Origin of the sequence: Bellilinea sp., from assembly GCF_034432615.1 — a bacterium.
GTDB lineage: Bacteria > Chloroflexota > Anaerolineae > Anaerolineales > Anaerolineaceae > Bellilinea.
The window spans coordinates 1-2,937 of sequence record NZ_DAOUBL010000285.1 but is presented as its reverse complement, the minus strand read 5'-3'; the positions used below and the strand labels follow the sequence as shown (position 1 = coordinate 2,937).

Sequence of the window (2,937 nt, the reverse complement as noted above, 5' to 3'; positions counted from 1 at the left end):
TTGTTGATAAATGATTTGAATTGGGTTACTGGGCACGTCAGAGTTGTCGGCAAAGGGAAAAAAGAGCGTTTAGTTCCGATATCAAATGAAACGCTTGGGGTTATTAAAGAGTATCTTTCCATTCGGAAGAATACGGCTCATTCCGCTCCATTGTTTGCACTAAAGAGCGAGAAGCCGTTGGATCGGTACAAGTTAAGAAAAATTCTAGCAGAATTAGCTGCTAGCGGTAAGGTAAGTCATGTTTTTCCTCATCGGTTCAGACATACTTTTGCGATTCAATTTCTGAGAAATGGGGGAAATATATATTCGCTTCAAAAGATTTTGGGGCATTCAACTCTGGATATGGTGAAGCGGTATTTGGCTATTGCCCAAAATGATATTGATCATGATCATGCCATCGCCTCGCCAGTTCGGTGTTGGAATCTGGTTTAGTTTTTAAAAAGTGACTGCCGATCTCACGGTTCGGGTCCCGTGAGGTCGGCGGTTCAAATCCGCCCGCCCCGACTTCCACAGGGATTCCATCCCTGTCCCCCGCAAAGCGCCCGATGGATCCCGTGGGCGCTTTGCGTGTATCTGGATTAAAGATTCAGTCCCGGGCGGTTACCGGGACTGAAGAAAGGAAATTATGAAAATCGAAAATCTTGCAACGGTTGCAATTGTAATAGCAGGTGCAGTATTTGGTCAAGTTTTTTTGGATCGTTTTCCGGTTCTTTCCCAGTCGCCGTTGATTGCTTTGGCGATTGGGATTGGAGTTTCAGCCATTTTAGGCGTTGTCCTGTCTTCTTTGCTGAAAAGCAAATCGTAGCACATTAAAAAGCAACCCGGAGACCTACCCGGTCTCCGGGTGCCAAAGCCTGATCTGTCCGTGTCCTCCCTCAGCCGACCCGGCTGATGCTGCTTGGGGACGTCAGGCCCGCGCGGCAGATTGTTTTGAGGCGACCCGGGACCGGGGGATGACCTGTCGAGGATCCGCCCCGACCACCCGTTGGGGCTGTGCGCTGATAGGCCGGTGGCTGCCCGCCGACCGGTGATCCTCGCCCGCGGAGAGGGTCGTTGTCCCCCGGCTCCGGGCTACCTCGCAAGGAAAAGTGCACATGGTCACACTCCCCACATTTCTACCACTTTCGGAAGCCGCCCGCAAGTCAAGGCAGGTTGACCTGCAAACGGGCATAGAGGCGAGTATGCAGGGCGCGGAAATCTTCGAGATGTTCTTTGGTCAGGGCAGGCCAGAAGAGAAAGAGGGAAAGGTCAACATTGTTGGGAATGGGAGCGAATTGTTCGGCGAGTTGACGGCGAAACGGCTCGGTCTCTTGGCTCTGCCACCAGAACCACAAAATGAAGCCGATGCCGTAGTCGTGTCCAAATTTCCACAGTGGATCATCGGGCGGAACGGGGAGATGGCGGAAGAAGAAGTCTCGATCCAGCAACAGATTGCGGACGGTGGAAAAGGTCAAGGGAAGACCGATTTGGGCGGCGGCGGAGTAAGTATGAGCAATCAGGTCTGCGGGGTTGACGCTGCCACGGTCGGAGGTATCGAAATACCTGGCGCGTCTGAGCCATTCGGCCAACTGCGGAGCGCGCTCTGCAAGCAGTTTCAGCCAGAGGTGGCCGGAGATGTAGAAGTAATGGGTCAGGTCAAGACGGGTGATGTCGCGTGAGGTGTCAGACATGGTGGAACTCCAAAGAGGATGGAATTGGGTATCGGTAAATTGGTTGTACGGCTGGATGATCAGGACGCAGCCGATTAACAATCGCTGTGTGCGCTTGAACGGACAAGAAGGAAACTGTCTGGATTGCCCAGCCGCGTACCGGCGGGGCGATATGATCGTCTGGCTGGCGGATGGATTGAAGCGAGCGCTGGTGTCCGAGAGAAGCGTCTTTCTGGTGGAGTTGAAAACGTTCGAGAGAGAAGAAAGTTTTGACCGACTGAGGGAATATGCGCTTTCTCGCCCTGCGGGAGAGGTAACTTTGCTCTCGGATGGTAAGGCGGTCAACGAGGAAGATGTTGCGTTTTTGCAGCCGATCGATGTCCTGCTGGGGCAACGGATCAGGGTCGTGATGGAAGGTGGACGGCCGTACATTACCGATGGCCGCCACAGGATATGTGCGGCCTATCGGTTTGGCGTGCTGGATTTGCCAGTGTGGGTGGAGGTGTAGCATGGTGACCTTACCCACATTTTTACCGCTTTCCGAAGCCGCCCGCAAGTACGGGCTGGAGGAAGACCGCTTGCGCGCCTTGATTGAGAAAGGTAAAATCAGGGCAGGAGTGATAGCGGGTGAAATGGTCGTGAGCGAGGATGAGGTGCGGAATCAAGCAGTCATTCGGAAAGAGGACTTGCCCGAGTATAAGAAGCACGCCCATCTGAAAGGTGTGCCAATTTGGATATTGAAAGCCGCAGAAAAGTACAGAGTACCTTTTTCAACTTTACGGGGGTGGGTTACAAAAGGATATATCAAGGTAATAGGAAGCGAAGGAAAAAAAGTTTTGCTAAATGAGCAAGACGTTGCTTATTGTGCTGAGATATATCACCAGCGAAAAGGACAAGGTAAATGGCTGTTTGACGAAAACGGTCTGCCCTATAAACCAAAAACAGGGCCGCTTGCTTTATAGGTAAACAAAAAAACGGCTTTGAGCCGTTTTTTTTGCCGCTTTTATTAGCGAAGTTATTGACAACTTCAATAATACATGCTATACTACCCATAGCACCTTCCCAAACCAACATCCAACCGACCGCCTCACCCCGGCAAACACAACGCCCCGTACCGGGCGTTGTGCGCCCGACCGGGGCGTTCCGTGAGCCGTGTGGTCGCACGCTCACGGTGAGGCAAGCAGGCTGTGACTGCTTACCCCGTGACTAGTATATCACGAGAGAACAGAACCCTGCTACGACCCCGGCAGGGTTTTTGTTTAGCGGTGTTGGCTCACTTCTTTCCCTC

The 2,937-nt window shown here is 52.4% G+C and carries 5 protein-coding genes; 4 read left to right on the top strand and 1 reads right to left on the bottom strand.

The features are described 5' to 3' along the window. A partial coding sequence (locus VAE48_RS12980) for a tyrosine-type recombinase/integrase (RefSeq protein WP_322793756.1) occupies positions 1-432 on the top strand: 432 nt, incomplete at its 5' end. A gap of 193 nt (positions 433-625) precedes the next feature. Continuing rightward, a complete protein-coding gene (locus VAE48_RS12975) occupies positions 626-805 on the top strand; it encodes a hypothetical protein (RefSeq protein WP_322793755.1) in 180 nt (59 codons plus the stop codon). A gap of 337 nt (positions 806-1,142) precedes the next feature. On the opposite strand, the gene VAE48_RS12970 is transcribed toward VAE48_RS12975, so the two are convergent. Beyond that, positions 1,143-1,670: a hypothetical protein gene (locus VAE48_RS12970; protein ID WP_322793754.1), complete on the bottom strand. Its 528-nt coding sequence runs from the start codon at positions 1,668-1,670 to the stop codon at positions 1,143-1,145. On the opposite strand from VAE48_RS12970, the gene VAE48_RS12965 reads away from it, so the two are divergent. Both VAE48_RS12965 and VAE48_RS12960 read left to right on the top strand, forming a co-directional pair. Next, positions 1,669-2,157 (top strand): hypothetical protein, encoded by a 489-nt coding sequence (locus tag VAE48_RS12965; protein ID WP_322793753.1) that lies wholly within the window; start codon positions 1,669-1,671, stop codon positions 2,155-2,157. The two genes, VAE48_RS12970 and VAE48_RS12965, sit on opposite strands and share 2 nt — an antisense overlap. Before the next feature lies 1 nt (position 2,158). After that, positions 2,159-2,611 carry a hypothetical protein gene (locus tag VAE48_RS12960; RefSeq protein ID WP_322793752.1) on the top strand — a complete coding sequence of 151 codons (453 nt, stop codon included), beginning with the start codon at positions 2,159-2,161 and terminating at the stop codon, positions 2,609-2,611. Positions 2,612-2,937 lie beyond the last annotated feature (326 nt).

What these genes read in the sequence shown, in the direction of transcription:
- VAE48_RS12975 (WP_322793755.1), top strand. Translation starts at nt 626, where the DNA reads ATGAAAATCGAAAATCTTGCAACGGTTGCAATTGTAATAGCAGGTGCA.
- VAE48_RS12965 (WP_322793753.1), top strand. Translation starts at nt 1,669, where the DNA reads ATGGTGGAACTCCAAAGAGGATGGAATTGGGTATCGGTAAATTGGTTG.
- VAE48_RS12970 (WP_322793754.1), bottom strand. Translation starts at nt 1,670, where the DNA reads ATGTCTGACACCTCACGCGACATCACCCGTCTTGACCTGACCCATTAC.
- VAE48_RS12960 (WP_322793752.1), top strand. Translation starts at nt 2,159, where the DNA reads ATGGTGACCTTACCCACATTTTTACCGCTTTCCGAAGCCGCCCGCAAG.